The 14,395-nt window shown below is 57.7% G+C and carries 12 protein-coding genes and 1 tRNA gene; 4 read left to right on the top strand and 9 right to left on the bottom strand.

Features of this window, described 5'->3' with window-relative positions; all coding sequences use genetic code 11:
- Nucleotides 1-5: 5 nt before the first annotated feature.
- Entirely contained in the window at nucleotides 6-1,082 is a 1,077-nt protein-coding gene (locus tag JX292_RS04765) for an acyltransferase family protein (RefSeq protein WP_204862066.1), read from the bottom strand.
- 32 nt (nucleotides 1,083-1,114) lie between these two features.
- Nucleotides 1,115-1,984, bottom strand: coding sequence for a glycosyltransferase family 2 protein (locus tag JX292_RS04760; RefSeq protein ID WP_239653641.1), 870 nt, complete (start codon nucleotides 1,982-1,984; stop codon nucleotides 1,115-1,117).
- A 422-nt stretch (nucleotides 1,985-2,406) separates the two neighbouring features.
- Here JX292_RS04760 and JX292_RS04755 point away from each other — a divergent pair, with 422 nt between their 5' ends.
- The gene (locus JX292_RS04755) at nucleotides 2,407-3,573 is read left to right on the top strand and encodes a phosphotyrosine protein phosphatase (protein ID WP_239653640.1); all 1,167 of its coding nucleotides are present in this window, start codon (nucleotides 2,407-2,409) and stop codon (nucleotides 3,571-3,573) included.
- Nucleotides 3,574-3,682: 109 nt separating this feature from the next.
- Here JX292_RS04755 and JX292_RS04750 read toward each other — a convergent pair whose 3' ends face one another.
- The 3 genes from JX292_RS04750 to JX292_RS04740 all read right to left on the bottom strand — a co-directional run bounded on the left by JX292_RS04750 (nucleotide 3,683) and on the right by JX292_RS04740 (nucleotide 6,297).
- Nucleotides 3,683-4,663 carry a ribose-phosphate diphosphokinase gene (locus tag JX292_RS04750; RefSeq protein ID WP_204862060.1) on the bottom strand — a complete coding sequence of 327 codons (981 nt, stop codon included), beginning with the start codon at nucleotides 4,661-4,663 and terminating at the stop codon, nucleotides 3,683-3,685.
- Between the two features lie 20 nt (nucleotides 4,664-4,683).
- The gene (gene glmU, locus JX292_RS04745) at nucleotides 4,684-6,138 is read right to left on the bottom strand and encodes a bifunctional UDP-N-acetylglucosamine diphosphorylase/glucosamine-1-phosphate N-acetyltransferase GlmU (RefSeq protein WP_204862058.1); all 1,455 of its coding nucleotides are present in this window, start codon (nucleotides 6,136-6,138) and stop codon (nucleotides 4,684-4,686) included.
- Between the two features lie 88 nt (nucleotides 6,139-6,226).
- Nucleotides 6,227-6,297: transfer RNA gene (locus JX292_RS04740), tRNA-Gln, on the bottom strand.
- A gap of 254 nt (nucleotides 6,298-6,551) precedes the next feature.
- On the opposite strand from JX292_RS04740, the gene JX292_RS04735 reads away from it, so the two are divergent.
- The 3 genes from JX292_RS04735 to JX292_RS04725 all read left to right on the top strand — a co-directional run bounded on the left by JX292_RS04735 (nucleotide 6,552) and on the right by JX292_RS04725 (nucleotide 9,974).
- A complete protein-coding gene (locus JX292_RS04735) occupies nucleotides 6,552-8,396 on the top strand; it encodes an ABC-F family ATP-binding cassette domain-containing protein (RefSeq protein WP_204862055.1) in 1,845 nt (614 codons plus the stop codon).
- A 149-nt stretch (nucleotides 8,397-8,545) separates the two neighbouring features.
- On the top strand, nucleotides 8,546-9,028 hold the full coding sequence (locus JX292_RS04730) for an acyltransferase (RefSeq protein WP_204862053.1): 483 nt from the start codon (nucleotides 8,546-8,548) through the stop codon (nucleotides 9,026-9,028).
- Nucleotide 9,029: 1 nt separating this feature from the next.
- Nucleotides 9,030-9,974 (top strand): glycosyltransferase family 2 protein, encoded by a 945-nt coding sequence (locus JX292_RS04725; RefSeq protein WP_204862051.1) that lies wholly within the window; start codon nucleotides 9,030-9,032, stop codon nucleotides 9,972-9,974.
- A gap of 83 nt (nucleotides 9,975-10,057) precedes the next feature.
- Here the strand turns inward: JX292_RS04725 and JX292_RS04720 are convergent, their stop codons facing one another.
- The 4 genes from JX292_RS04720 to JX292_RS04705 all read right to left on the bottom strand — a co-directional run bounded on the left by JX292_RS04720 (nucleotide 10,058) and on the right by JX292_RS04705 (nucleotide 14,153).
- The gene (locus tag JX292_RS04720; RefSeq protein ID WP_204862049.1) at nucleotides 10,058-11,251 is read right to left on the bottom strand and encodes a glycosyltransferase; all 1,194 of its coding nucleotides are present in this window, start codon (nucleotides 11,249-11,251) and stop codon (nucleotides 10,058-10,060) included.
- Between the two features lie 77 nt (nucleotides 11,252-11,328).
- On the bottom strand, nucleotides 11,329-12,345 hold the full coding sequence (locus JX292_RS04715; RefSeq protein WP_204862047.1) for a 4-diphosphocytidyl-2C-methyl-D-erythritol kinase: 1,017 nt from the start codon (nucleotides 12,343-12,345) through the stop codon (nucleotides 11,329-11,331).
- Nucleotides 12,346-12,413: 68 nt separating this feature from the next.
- Nucleotides 12,414-13,286: a 16S rRNA (adenine(1518)-N(6)/adenine(1519)-N(6))-dimethyltransferase RsmA gene (gene rsmA, locus JX292_RS04710; protein ID WP_204862045.1), complete on the bottom strand. Its 873-nt coding sequence runs from the start codon at nucleotides 13,284-13,286 to the stop codon at nucleotides 12,414-12,416.
- 45 nt (nucleotides 13,287-13,331) lie between these two features.
- A complete protein-coding gene (locus JX292_RS04705) occupies nucleotides 13,332-14,153 on the bottom strand; it encodes a glycosyltransferase family 25 protein (RefSeq protein WP_204862043.1) in 822 nt (273 codons plus the stop codon).
- Nucleotides 14,154-14,395: the final 242 nt, after the last annotated feature.

Below are 14,395 nucleotides of genomic sequence, written 5' to 3'. Positions count from 1 at the left end.
AAGACCTATACCTTCTGTGAATATCTTTTCACAATAAATTGATGAGCCGGACGCTCAATAAAATAATGAGCCAGAAGCGCGAGAATGCTCGCGATGATAAGAGAAATTACAACATACAGCAAACCAGTCATACCACCGTGAGCGGAGGCAGCCGAAGGCATCGATCGCACGTAAGCCAGTACCAGCTCATGTACCAGATAGAAGGCGAAGCTCGCCTCACCGGCAATGACCGCGATCTTCCAGAACACGTTCTTCTCGCGGGGTTCAGCAGAACGTTGGATATCCCAGAGTCCCAGCACAAGAATCAGCACAGCCCAGACTGGCGCCAGCAACAAGCCATGAGTTGTCTGCAGCAAATAGAACTTCGAGCTGACGTACATGGTTCCAAGAGCCAGAGCAATCATCGCCAAACAGTGGTAGCCACGAATCACGGGAACGCGGTAACCATCACGCACCATGAGAGCAAAGAGGCCCAGAGCCAGGCCGAGTGCGAACTCGCCTGAACGCAGAAGCGGGTTGGCATACACCACCACGTCCATGAAGTTTGACTGGGCGGCCAGAATGTAGGAGACCGTTGCCATCAGGAGGAACCAACCACCCAGTAGAGCAGCTTTCACACGGTAGCGCATACCATCCAAACGGTTCAGCACGAACGGGGTCATGAGGTAGAAGAACGCCTCACAGGAGAGAGACCAGCTCACCGCGTTATTTGAGAAAATAACTTCCCAGGATGGCACCCAGGCCTGCAGCAGAACCAGATTCAGCAATGCGCTCAGCGGGTTGAGGTCTCCGACAGAGTTAGACACTCCAACCAGCAAAAGACCCAACAATGCCACGCAGTAGAAAAAGAAATGCAGGGGGTACACCCTCGCAAAGCGACGAAGATAGAAGTTCTTTGCCCCTGCATTCCTGTTGTACGACCATGCCAGCACGAATCCAGAAAGAATAAAGAAGAGCGAAACGCCCACGTAACCAAGACGCGCGCCCGGAATCCAGTTAGCCCACTGCGTACCGTGGATAACGTGGTAACCGAACACAAGAAGTGCCGCCGGACCGCGCACCGCGGTCAGCGAATCTAGCATAATCCTGGAGGAGGGTCGTGCGGGCGCCGCCATTAGGCATCTCCCTTAGGGACTGACCCGTCTTCATTCCAGTAGTTCCATTTCAGGAACTTACCGTGCACAATCGGGCCTTCAGCCACGAATTTGATTCGTTCATCAGGACGGCCGTGCGAAATGTTCTCCCATACCTCGGCAATTTCGGCGTCACTCAGCTTGCTACCTGCCTCCCAGTGAGGTGCGAAGTAGCTTAGGTCCTCACCGGTACGACGGGAGGTCTCGGTTCCCACACGTACCTTGCGCGCAATCTGAGCAATACCTCGGTACTGAAGGTGAACAATCTCAAGTCGCTGGTCAGCATCTCCGAGACGGCACACATCGTGGTTACCAGGGATTACAACGGCAAAGGGGTGAGAGCGGAAAGCGCACTTACCCGGGAAGGGGTAGGAAGCGTCCATCACCAATTCGGTGTCCAGGATGTTCTCAGGCGAATCAACGGTAGGCACAGTGTGGTGGAATCCTGCATAGTAGATACCCATGTTATCGGGTGCGTTACGCAGGAAATCACCAAGCTTCTCATCCTCCGCGTACCAGAATTCGTCACCATCAAAAGGAATGATCCAGCGAGCACCGCTACGCCAAGCCAAGTGCGAAAGATAGGTCATCTTCTCAGACTGAATATGTCGGTCGCAATTATCTTCAGCAAAGATTAGTCGCGAATCCTCATTGGCTCGCTGACGCAGGTATTCGCGGGTGCCATCGGTCGAGAGGTTGTCCGCAACAATAATTCGGTCTATGCCCTGTGCAAAAAGGTGATTGAGCACATAGGGAAGAATATCGAGTTCGTTCTTAACGACAGAAACAGCCCATATCTCCCGACGCGGCCCTACAAGGTGCGGGGCAGGAAGATTATGGACTTTCATCATGCGGATAGCTTCGAGCTGATCCCGCCAAAGCTTAGGGGTGTTTCGCCTCTTAAAGGAGTAGCTAAGCTGCCCCAATTCTGTGCGAAGTTTTGAGAGAAGGTTCATGATGCCTTTCTCGACCCGCCACAAATTGCAGACGGGCCCATGTATTTGAGGAGTGACGAGTAGAGTCTAGCCATAATTCTAGCATGCAAGCTTTCTTTAGCTTTGGAGAATTTTCTGTACTTTAGGTCATTTGTAAACAGAAGTTTTCCACGAATGCCATCGCCTTTCTAAACACTTGTAGGGTATTCGCCACACACAGGAAAAGGAACCGTTGACGATGCAAGGAACTCGGTATGATAGATACTATTCGTTCAACTTCACCCGACACTTCCGGCTTCCCTGTTCACCGTTGGGTACGTCAAGAGAAAAGGCTTTTGATGGGCATCTTCAACATCAAGTCCTTGAAGGACAAGTACACCCGAGGCTCCGCAGAGGAGATCACCGACTCCTCCAAGGCCCCCGAAACCACCGCGGCTACTACGCCGGCATCTGTTCCCTCCATTGCGGAAGGGGTCCGCTCCCTTATCCAGAGCAACCCCGACCTTGCAGGCAAACACCGCCGCGGGGCTGCTCAGCGCTCCATCATTCCTTCGGGTTCACTCCGCGAAGTCATAGGTGAGTATAAGGCCCACTCCCCCGCCGAAGTAGCCGCGCAGACACCTCTTCCTAAGGCATCCGAGCTTTCCCGCGCCGAAGAATTCTTCGAGGACGGCACCGTCACCATTGATGCGCAGCCGCTGAGCCTCACCGAAACCTCAGGTACTGCCACCGATATCCTCCCCCTCGATGCACCTTCCACCGAGAAGTCTGCCCCAGCCATCATTCGCATCGAAGAGCGCCACACGCCCACCGTGGCCTCCGATGTTCTAGCCGACACCGTCAACGATTCTGCTCCGGCAACCCCTGCCGCACGCGAGGAAGCCGCCGACGCTTCGCAGGGTGAGCGCGAACGCACCCCGCTGTTCAAGCTATCCCCGGGCACCTTTACCCGTAGTGGCGTGCACAGCACCGACGGCCCCTTCGAGGCGCTCTTCGTATGCACCGGCAACATTGCCCGCAGCGCATCGGGCGAGATTATTTCCAAGCACCTGGCTGCCGAGTACGGCCTGGAGGACAAATGGACCTTCACCAGCGCAGGCACCGGCGCACTGGTCGGACAGGGCGTCTACGAAACCATTGCCGCCGAGCTGGTTGAGCGCGGTTACAACCCCGAAGGTTTTGTCTCCCGACAGCTAACCGAGGAAATCATCAAGAACGCAACCATCATCCTGGTCGCGGAAAAGGTGCACGCCGACTGGATTGTGCGCGAGTGGCCCCAGTATCACTCCAAGATTAAGCTACTCAAGCAGGCCGCCCGCATCCGAGAAGAGGCTCGCCGCGCCGAGCCGCTCTCATATCTCTACTCCTACGGCGCACAGCCCCTCGATAGCGATAAGCTTGAGGACCCCTACCGTCGCGGCCCGGAAGCCGCCAAGACGGCCGTGGACGAGGTGGAGGAATCGCTACGCGTCATCCTGCCGTGGCTGGCACGAGCACACCGCTAAATCTTCACACCGCGGAAATCCAGAGAGGGCCTGCTCTCCTCTCTGAAACATAAAAATCCCCCGCTACCACAACGATGGTAGCGGGGGATTTTTATAGGTTATTCAAACCCTAGTGATCGAAAATCTCGGTCACGGAACCCCCATCGAAAACCTCACGAATAGCGCGGGCGATGAGGGGCGCGATGGAGAGAACGGTCAGGTTCTCGAAGCGCTTCTCCTCCGGGACGGGTAGGGTGTTGGTCACCACAACCTCGACCGCACCGCACTCGGACAGACGCTCAACGGCAGGATCGGAGAGAACCGGGTGGGTTGCCGCGATGATAACTTCCTTAGCACCCTTGTCCATGAGAACCTTCACGGCGCCGGCGATGGTTCCACCGGTGTCAATCATGTCGTCAATCAGCACGCAGGTGCGGCCCTCAACGTTACCCACAACGGTCTTGGAGACTGCGTGGTTCGGAACGTTAATATCGCGGGTCTTGTGCACGAAGGCCAGGGGCGCGCCATCCAGCAGGGTAGCCCAGTGCTCAGCCACGCGCACACGACCGGTATCCGGGGACACCACGGTCACATTCGACAGGTCCTCAACGCGCTCGCGGATGTGCTTAGCCAGCACCGGAATTGCGAAGAGGTGATCCAGCGGGCCGTCAAAGAAGCCCTGAATCTGCGAAGTGTGCAAATCAACGCACATCAGGCGATCTGCACCAGCGGTCTTGTACAGGTCAGAAATCAGGCGAGCCGAGATGGGTTCGCGACCCTTGTGCTTCTTGTCCTGACGGGCGTAGGGGTAGAACGGGGACACCACGGTAATGGAGCGAGCGGAGGCACGCTTGAGCGCATCAATCATGATGAGCTGCTCCATGAGCCACTCGTTAATCGGTGCCGGATGCGACTGAATCACGAATGCGTCCGCGCCGCGTACCGACTCCTCAAAACGGACGTAGGTCTCGCCGTTGGCGAAGGTGTATGCGGAGGTGGGCAACAGGTCGTGGTCAAGGGCCTGCGCAATCTCCTCGGCGAGCTTGGGATGTGCTCGACCGGAGACCACTACAAGCTTGCGCTCACCGGGGTTGGTAATCTCGCTACTCATGGTGTTGTTCTTTCCTCGGATTAGGATTCTGCCGGTTCCTGCGCACCCGCGGCCTTCGCGGCCTCAGCAGGTTCGGTACCGGCACGGTTCTTCAGAACCCAGCCCTCAATGGTGCGCTGGGAAGTCTCAGAATAGGCGAGGGCGCCCGCAGGAACATCCTTACGAATCAGCGCGCCCGCGCCAGAGTATGCACCATCACCCACGGTGACCGGTGCAACGTAAATGCCCGCGGATCCCATGCGGGCATGTGCGCCAACAACGGAACGGTTCTTCACCAGGCCGTTATAGTTAGCAAAAATGGAACCTGCACCAATGTTGGCACCCTCACCGATGGTGGCATCACCAACATAGGACAGGTGCGGAACCTTCGCGCCATCACCAATCTGCGAGTTCTTAGCCTCGCAGAAAGTGCCAAGCTTCGAGCCCTTACCCAAGGTCGTGCCAGGACGCAGGTAGGCGAAGGGACCAACGGTTGCGCCCTCTCCAATGACGGCGCCGAAGCCGTGAGCGCGGATGACGGTAGCGTCAGCCTCAACGGTCATATCGGTCAGGGTGGTGTCGGGGCCAATGGTTGCGCCGGTGGCAACGGTGGTGGAGCCGTGCAGCTGCACACCGGGCAGGAGAGTCACATCGTTCTCGATGCGCACAGTCACGTCAATCCACGTGTTCTGCGGATCAACGATGGTTACGCCGTTGCGCATGTGGCCCTCGAGGATACGGTTGTTGAGCATACGGCCCAGCTGAGCCAGCTGCACGCGGTCGTTAGCGCCCTCAACCTCCCAGCGGTCCTCAATGGCCAAGGCGGAGGTACGGTGCCCCTTCGAACGGGCGATGGACAGCACATCGGTAATGTACTTCTCGCCCTGAGCGTTATCGGTAGTCACCTCAAGCAGGGCCTCGCGTAGCACATCAGCGTCAAAAGCGTAAATACCGGAGTTAATCTCGGTAATCTCGAGCTCTTCGGGGGAGGCGTCCTTCGCCTCAACAATGGCGGTCACCTCGCCAGCCTGGTTACGCACGATACGGCCGTAGGAACCGGGCTCATCCACGTGGGTGGTCAGCACGGTGACAGAGTTCTTGTCATGCTCGTGGAAAGCGATAAGCTCACGCAGAGTCTCGGGGCGCAGCAGGGGCACATCACCGTAGGTCACCAGCACGGTGCCGGAAACAGGAGCCTGTGCGTCCAGGGCGTTCAGGCCAACCTCAACAGCGCGACCGGTACCGGGAATTTCGTCCTGATCAACAATGGTCACGTCGGGGTCGAAACCGAGCACATGCTCAGCGACCTTGTCGCGCTGGTGGCGTACCACCACGGCGAGGCGTTCGGGGTTCAAGTCGCGAGCCGCAGCAACGGCGTGCTCCACCATGGAGCGGCCACCAATACCGTGCATAACCTTAGGGGTTGCGGACTTCATGCGCGTGCCAGCGCCGGCGGCGAGAACAATCACCGCGGAGGGTGCCAGTTCAGTATTCACTGAGAAGACTCCTTATACGAGGTTGTAAGAGTGAGAGGTGAAGGCAGAACCGTCGACTCTCATTCAACGATTCCGTTGAGTGCTTACGCTCCGCCACTAGGACTCGAACCTAGACAAACGGCTCCAAAGGCCGCTGTGCTGCCATTACACCATGGCGGATTATTCCCGTGCCGGTGCGGGTACCGCCTCTAATGGCAGTCGCCATTCGCAAGCCTAATTTTGGGCAGAGAACAGCGCCGTGCAGGAAATGCTTTCCTCAGTTTATCAAATATCCGCCATAAGCTCGCCCCACGCACGGCGCAAACGCGGGCTTTCGACGGGGGCTTCGGCAATCCTATCTATACCTTCAAGCACTCCCCTATCGATTGCCTCACCAGCACCTGAAAATACCTTCACCCTGTACCCTAGAAGGCGTGGCACATTTACTAGGCGGCGAATCGCTGCATCTTGAGTTTCCTACCCGAACCATTTTCGAGGGCATCACGGTCGGCCTGAACGAGGGCGATCGCATCGGCATTGTCGGCCGCAACGGTGACGGCAAATCCACCCTCATGAAGATCCTGGCCGGCCGGCTCGAACCGGACTCCGGCCGCGTCACCGTGCGCGGCGGTACCCGCATCGGCTACCTGGATCAGTCCGATGTTCTCGACGACGACCACACGGTTGGCTACGCGATTGTGGGAGACACCCCCGAGTACGAGTGGGCGTCGCAGGCCCGCATCCGCGACGTCATTTCGGGCCTAGTCTCTGATCTGCCCTGGGATGCGCCGGTCTCTTCTCTCTCCGGCGGCCAGCGTCGCCGCGTGGCTCTCGCCTCTCTACTCGCACAGGAGTGGGATGTGCTCATGCTCGACGAACCCACCAACCATCTGGACGTCGAGGCCATCACCTGGCTCGCCGGCCACCTGAAGTCCCGCTGGTCGAAGAACGCCGGCGGCCTCATGGTCGTAACCCACGACCGCTGGTTCCTCGACGAAATCTGCACCGACACCTGGGAGGTTCACGATCACATCGTCGAGCCCTTCGAGGGCGGCTATGCGGCGTACATCCTGCAGCGCGTCGAGCGTGACCGTCAGGCCGCCGCCGCGGAGGCGAAGCGCCAGAACCTGATGCGCAAGGAACTCGCGTGGCTACGTCGCGGTGCCCCCGCGCGCACCTCCAAACCGAAGTTCCGCATCGACGCGGCCAACGCTCTCATCGCAGATGTTCCGCCCGTGCGCGACACCGTGGAGCTGAAGAAGATGGCCGTCTCCCGCCTCGGCAAGGACGTGGTGGACCTCGAGAACGTCTCGGTTACCTACGACGACCCCTCCCTGCCCGGCGGCAAGCGCCCCGTGCTGAAGAAGGTCACCTGGCGCATCGCCCCCGGCGAGCGCACCGGTATCCTGGGTGTTAACGGCGCGGGTAAGTCCACCCTGCTCTCGCTGGTGACCGGCGACCTAAAGCCTACCGAGGGCCGTGTCAAGCATGGTAAGACCGTGAAGATTGCGACCCTCACCCAGCAGCTCGACGAGCTGAAGGAGGTTGAGAACGACCGCGTCTCCGACGTGATTGGTCGCAAGAAGCGTAGCTACATTGCCGATGGCAAGGAGCTCTCCCCCTCGCAGATGCTCGAGCGTCTGGGTTTTACCAGCGCGCAGCTGTCTACCCCCGTCAAGGACCTTTCGGGCGGTCAGAAGCGCCGCTTACAGCTCATGCTGATTCTGCTGGACGAGCCGAACGTGCTGATTCTTGACGAGCCCTCGAACGACCTGGACACCGACATGCTCGCAGCCATGGAGGATCTACTGGACACCTGGCCCGGCACCCTGCTGGTGGTCAGCCACGACCGTTACCTCATGGAGCGCGTCACCGATCAGCAGTACGCCGTGATTGACGGTTCGTTCCGTCATCTGCCCGGCGGTGTGGACGAATACCTAGCGCTCTCTGCCGCCGGTGCTGGCGGTTCTGCTGCCGGTAGCGCGCAGGCGCGTACCACCTCCCCAACACAGAAGACTTCGGCACAGCAGACTGAGGCCCCCACTAAGCCGAAGGTTTCCGGTGCCGAGCAACGTGCAGCACAGAAGGAATCCGGTGCGATTGAGCGTCGCCTCGCCAAGCTCGCTGCAGAGCAGGAGAAGCTCTCCGAGCAGATGAGCGCGCACGATGCCTCGGACTACGCCGGTTTGGCCGCTCTGGGCGAGCAGCAGCAGGTTCTTCAGGACGAGATTGACGAGCTAGAAATGCGCTGGCTCGAGCTCTCCGAGATACTGGGCTAACGCCTGCTTTATGTGCCATATATAACAATGGGTTTCTTATCTACTTCTGCGGGATATCGCCTCGTCGGGGCGATATCCCGCTACCATTAGATAGTAACCTTTAACACTTTTAGGGAGCATTTTTCCCTGTCACCCTTATGAAGGTATTCATGCTCAACACACTCAAACAGCTCAAGCACCAGCATTTTCTGAAGCAGAAGACCAAACGCCGCGCGGTACGCATCGAAAAACTCCGCGCCGCCGGTGTCTCCATTGGTGATGGCACCTACGTGTGCCCCACCGCCGAGATTCTTCCAGGGGCTCGGATTGGCTCCGGTTGCTGGATTAACCGCGATATCTTTATCGACCGTGCCGCACAGGTCGGCGACCGCGTCTATCTGGGCCCACGCGTCACCCTATGCACCGCAAGCCACGAGATGGGCCCTTCCCGTCAGCGTGCCGGCGAAAATATTGAGGCTCCCATCGTGATTGGTGACGGTTCCTGGCTTGGACAGAATGTATCCGTCATTGCCGGCGTGACCATTGGCGCCGGATGCATGATTGCAGCGGGGGCCGTGGTGGTCTCCGACTGCGAGCCGAACGGCCTTTACGCGGGTGTTCCTGCACGCCGCATTAAGGATTTGGGGAAGTAACATGAGCGAAAAGTACGAGTACGAAGCTTCGGTCGTCATCCCCGCGTACAACGCAGCCCGCTTCATCACAACGCAGCTGGAGGCCCTAGCTAAGCAAACCACCACCCGCTCTTTTGAGGTGGTCGTTAGCGATAACGGCAGCACCGATAACACTATCGCTCTGGTTGAGGCCTTCGACGCCCCTTACCCTCTCCGCTGGGTGGATTCTAGCGATATCAAGGGCCCCGCAAACGCCCGTAATGTCGGCGCACGTGAGGCACGCGGCAAGATTCTCGTCTACTGCGATGCAGATGATTTCGTGGAACCCGAATGGGTTGAGGGACACCTTCACCTGCAGGATCTGCACGGCCCCGTCATCGGTGCGGGCGCTAACCTGCACGGATCCAACCCTCCCGAGGTGCTGGAAGCCTACGGCATTCCGACCGATGCGGATAAGGATATTCTGGAGAACCGCGGGCTGATTGAGAGCATCGACAAACTCACACCCTTCGCGGGTTTCCTCCCCTCGCTCACCGGATGTAACTTCTCGGTACCTCGCGAGGTTTACCTGGAGCACGGCGGAATGGATTGTAGCTACATCGCGGGCTCTGAGGAGACGGACTTCTCTTGGCGTTTGACGCTTGCGGGGGTCCCCTTCTACAAGACCCAGGAATCCCTCGTCAACTACCGCCTTCGCGCGACCCTTCGGGGTTTGTTCCGCCAGCAGCGACGCTATCAGATTTACCGTGTGCTCCTCTGGCAGCGTTTCAAGGATCAGGGCATGCGTGGCCCCAGCCTCAAGTTCTCGGTGCTTGCCGCTCTGAAGGCTATCCCCATGGTCTGCTTCTCCCAGTCACAGCGCGCTAAAGGACTCGCTCAGCTCGGCGGCAATCTTGGAGCGCTTGAGGGTATCTTCAAGTACCGTTTCCGTGGTGTCCCCGAGCGTCAGCTCATGAGCGACCGCTAGATTATAAATAACAGAGAGTGCCGGTCCTAGATTTTGCTCTAGAACCGGCACTCTTCTATATAAGCATTCCTCGACACTTACGACTAACGGTGGATAGACGCAAAAACTTTCTCCCAACACCGAACAATATGTTCAGGAGAGAAAATAGAGGACTTCTCAACACACAAAGCAGATTTTTTAGCTCGCAATTCATCATCACCTATAGCCAGGCGTAGCTGCTTCGTCAGCGCCTCAACGCTACGTTCTTCAGCGAGATAGCCGAATTCAGGCAAATAGTCCAACAATAGATAGCTGGAGGGGTAAGAAACCAAAGGCGTACCAACGCGCATGCCCTCTTGCAAAGACATGGGGCCACCCTCAAAATCAGAGGCACAAATGGTCAATGATGCTTCGGCATAGGCTTCAAGCACCTGCTCGGAGCTCAGGGGTCCACCCACCACGATACGCTCGGCAAGAGCAGGCTCCAGCGAAGCAACGCGGTCCTTGATCTGCTGTTCCACCTCCTGGCTGCCGCTACCGTTGAATTTCAGAACCCACTCGGGGAACTCCTGCGCACACGCGATGAAGCTCTCCAGAATGTGCATGAGACCCTTCTCAGCCCCATAGCGGCCAACATACTGAATGATTGGCTTCTTCTGCTGAGCTATGCCCATAATCTTCTGCTGAATCTCAGAGGTGATATAAACGTTAGGGTTAAAGACAGCGTCAACCGGACGCTTCAGCCATTCAGCAAAGAGGCGCGCGTCTCCTTCAGAAAGCGCGATGAAGGAGTCATAGTAGCGCCCGATATCCTGAAGGGCCTTTTCACGAGTTGTGCGGTGAAAGCTTTCGAAAGCACTATGGAATTCGTAGAGATACCCGACTCCCTGTTTCTGGTCTTTTCGTGCATAGTCCACCAGATATTCAGCGATATCGGTCATCGAGGTCAAAATAACGGTATCTTTACCCAGCGAGCGCAGGTAGCGGCTGGTGCGCACCGCGTTGTAACGGTCCCACAGGGCGGTAAACGCCTTCTTAGCCGCCAGCACGGCACCCAGCGGTCCGGGGTTGTTGTACACCAGCTTGTTATGGGTAGTCTTTGAGACAAGCGAGCCGGCGCGAATCACAAAATCCGGGGTCACAGCGTCAGGGTTATTTCCCGTATTGTCGTAGAGTGCCAGATGGCTAACGTTGTACCCGGCTTCTTTAAAGGCCCTACCCAAAATCCTGTTAACGGTCGTAATACCGCCAAGAAGGCTAAAACGGTCCTGGGCGATAACAATATTTTTAACCTTCATAAGATTCTCCCTTTCCGCCAGAGAACAATAGAAGTCAGTGAGTGATAGATCGTTATCTAGTGTGACAGATATACGAGCTACGCACTAGTAACTTCGGCAGCTACGGCGTGGTGGCCCTCAACACGAAGAGAGGTAGCGAGAGCCTCTGCTCGTGCTTGAGAAGAGGCCAGTAGCAGCACGGTCGGACCGGAGCCAGACACCAGCGATGCGTGCGTTGCCCCGTCATTGCGCAGGGCCAGGGTTTCAGCCAGCTGCGGGGCGCACGAGAGCGCGGGTGCCTGCAGGTCGTTACGCAACAGGGCCGCTAGGGAGGCGAGCGCCGTATCCGAACCGTCGTAGGACTTCAGAGCATCCAAAAGCTCCACGGGCTCTACCAGCTCGCCGGAGGCGGGATATAGGCCCGCGGCTCGGCCGGCATCCAGTTGCTTGAACACGCTGGGGGTGGCGAGGCCGAACTGCGCGGCGACAATTACCAGGTGTAGCGACTCCGGGGGCGCTTCAACGTTCTGCAGTTCGGTGCCGGTGCCCTGCCCCAGGGCGAGGGTCTGGCCGAGTGCGGCGCGCACGCTAAAGGGGATATCGGCGCCGAGCTGCGCGGCGAGGCGCTCGTAATCACCCGGGGTCAGGAGCCCATCGGTGCGGCCGGTTGCGTGCAGGTAGCGGTCCGTGGCAATCAGGGCGGCTGCGGCATCTGCTGAGCCGCCCGCCATGCCACCGGCCACGGGTACAGCCTTCGCAATGTGCAGGTGCAGCGCCGGCGCGGATTCAACGCCGTGCCCAGAAATACCGTGTTCGGCAAGAATCAGCTCGGCGGCACGGTAGACGAGGTTCCGCTCGTCCATCGGCACGTCGGCGGGATCGAACTGGCCAGCCTGCATCTGCTGATCCACTAGGGAACCGGGCACAATATCCATGCTCAGACTCAGGCCCTGGGTCTGCCCTTCAGAGACGGTGACGGTCTCGGTCAGAGAAACCGCAGCAAAAAGCGTGGTCAGCGGATGGTAGCCGTCCGGGCGAACGTCCCCCACGGCAAGGTACAGGTTTACCTTTCCGGGGGCATCAACCGAAATAGCAGTCTGGGCGGCGGTATTCATCAGCGCATACACCTTTCGCGCGGAAACTCGCTTAAGAACATCAATGAAAAATTCGGTGCAGGAGGAAACTACTCTGCGGCAGGCTCAGCCGGGACGGTCAGCGAAGCCTCCGCGATACGGATAAAGCCGTGGATGTCCAGCTTCTCACCGCGCTCAGTCGGGGCGATACCGGCAGCCATAAGAATCTGCTCGGCACGCGCGCCCGAACCCGCCCAGGAGCTCAACGCAGCGCGCAGGGTCTTACGGCGCTGGGCGAAGGCCGCATCGATAATCGTGAACACCAGGTCACGGTCCACGGTTGAGAGAGGCTCCTCGCGCATGCGGAAGCCCACCAAACCGGAGTTAATCTTCGGGGCCGGCCAGAACACATTCTTGCCGATAACACCTGCCTTGTACACCTCGGCGTACCAATTGGCCTTGACCGAGGGAACACCGTAAATCTTCGAACCCGGAGTCGCCGAAAGACGGTCGGCAACCTCGTCCTGAACCATCACCAGCGCGTGACGGATGCTCGGGAACTGTCCGAACAGGTACAGGAGCACCGGCACCGCCACGTTGTAGGGCAGGTTCGCTACCAGGGCGTCCGGGGTGCGGGGAAGCTCGGTCACCTTCAGCGCATCCATCAGCACCACATCGATATCACCCGCCTTCTCGGGACGGAACTTCTCAATGGTGTGCGGAAGCTGCTGCGCCAGCGGCGGATCAATCTCCACCGCGACCATGTCCTTCGCCGCGTCCAGAATACCGAGGGTCAACGAGCCCAGACCCGGGCCGACCTCCAGCACGGTTTCCTCAGGGGAAATCTCCGCGGCATTGACGATACGACGAATCGTATTGGGGTCAATCACAAAGTTCTGCCCCAGCGTCTTCGTGGGTCGAATGTCGAGGCTCTCAGCGAGCTCGCGAATCTCGGCCGGTCCGAGCAGGGGCAGATCGTTCACAGCGTTCCTTCACATAGGTGGATGGTGGGGAGGTTACAGTTTAGGTTACCGCGAGAAACGCTGCTTTATCTCATCAAGGGTGGCATCCAGAGCAATCCTCGCATTCTTCAGACGTATCTTCGGAGCAAGTGCAATACGCACTCGATCCAGGGGACCAGTACCACGATGGAGACTATTCACCGTGTCCAGATGACGCTTACCGGATGCAAGAATGACGCTACTACCCTCCCAGCCGCACAGGCCAGGTTGCACAAGACGCACATCCACGCCCCACTGCTGGTACAGCCTATAATCGTCAGCCACAGTACCCGGCCCCTTATCCTCAAACTGCTTGAGTAGCAACTCAGCGCCCGAACGGGAAATCAGATACAGACCGGTGCAAATCAGGGGCCAGGCACCGTACAGCTTACCCATACGGTACTTACCGTGCACAAAAGGAGACAGCAGAGATAAACGAATATATTCCACCTGCGGGTTCAGCTTGCCCGCATCATTAGCATAAGAATCACAAAGGTTCACCAGTTGAACCTGCGGGTACTTCGTGATGATTGCGTTCACCACCGCATCAGCATCCGGAGAAAGAAGGACGTCATCCTCAGCAATCAGAGCCCAATCAGCGTCACTAGCGACGAAATCACGCCACATCTTCACGTGGCTAAGCATACACCCCTTCTCCGCGGGCCTAGGGTCGCGATGCCAGCGACTACGGAAAAACTCAACGTCAAACTCTTCATCAGTGACGTGATTATCACGGTTATCCACCGCAGAATAACGGACAAAATCCTGCACGGAAGCACTCACAGAATAGAACGATTCAAAACGGTTTGCGCCATCCAGGCCCAGAACATACTTCAGAATCTTTGCCATGTTTTTCCTTTCAATAGCTCATTCAGAAAACCTAAGCAATAGAAGATTGCAATGGTCAATGATGAGCTTTCAGAGCATCAGACCACCTGCACAATAGAAGGGTTCGTCAATCTTACAAATCAGTGGGCAAATGGCAGGGCGTCTGAATATTGAGCGTGTGATAAATACGCACACAACAGTGCTACGTAGAAAGAATTCTATCATTCAACATGCACCAACCTCAGATATCCGCAGGGTAAGAC

Source organism: Rothia mucilaginosa, assembly GCF_901875305.1.
GTDB lineage: Bacteria > Actinomycetota > Actinomycetes > Actinomycetales > Micrococcaceae > Rothia.
The sequence above is the reverse complement of the archived record's forward strand: the minus strand, read 5'-3'. Positions and strand labels throughout refer to the sequence as shown.